Here is a 519-nt window from a genome sequence, read left to right on the forward strand (position 1 = left end):
TGTTAGCTTTGGTTTCTGCACCCGTCACACCCGCGCGCGAAAGCAGGTAAGTGTAGCCGCCGCCTAATTCAGAAACTTGTTTTAGTGTCTCGTCACTTGCCGTGGGTGGTGCGATAAAGATTGGGTGGATTCCAAATTTCTCTGCCGCGGCTACGAACTCTGCGCTTTCGTTAGTCGGAACGTCTGCAATGAGAACGGAATCGATGCCCGCTTTTGCACAGCGCTCGTAGAAGCTCTCAATACCGCGTGAGTATACAAGGTTGGCGTACATCAATAGACCAATTGGCAGGTCTGGGTACTTTGCTCGAATTTTTCCGATTTGCTCAAAACAGATATCCGGAGTTGCACCCGAATCTAACGCTCGAATGTTGGCACCTTGAATTGTTGGGCCGTCCGCCAATGGGTCTGAGAACGGAATACCAAGTTCAAGCGCATCAGCGCCAGATTCAACCAGTGTTTCCATAATCTTGTACGATTGCTCGGCGTTTGGATCACAAACCGTCACGAATGGTACAAATG

General features: G+C 49.9%; 1 protein-coding gene. It reads right to left on the reverse strand.

Annotation, left to right across the window (positions count from 1 at the left end; all coding sequences use genetic code 11):
* A partial coding sequence (gene trpA / locus R7Q46_RS30265) for a tryptophan synthase subunit alpha (RefSeq protein WP_318078727.1) occupies window positions 1-519 on the reverse strand: 519 nt, incomplete at both ends.

The organism is Vibrio sp. 811 (assembly GCF_033339195.1).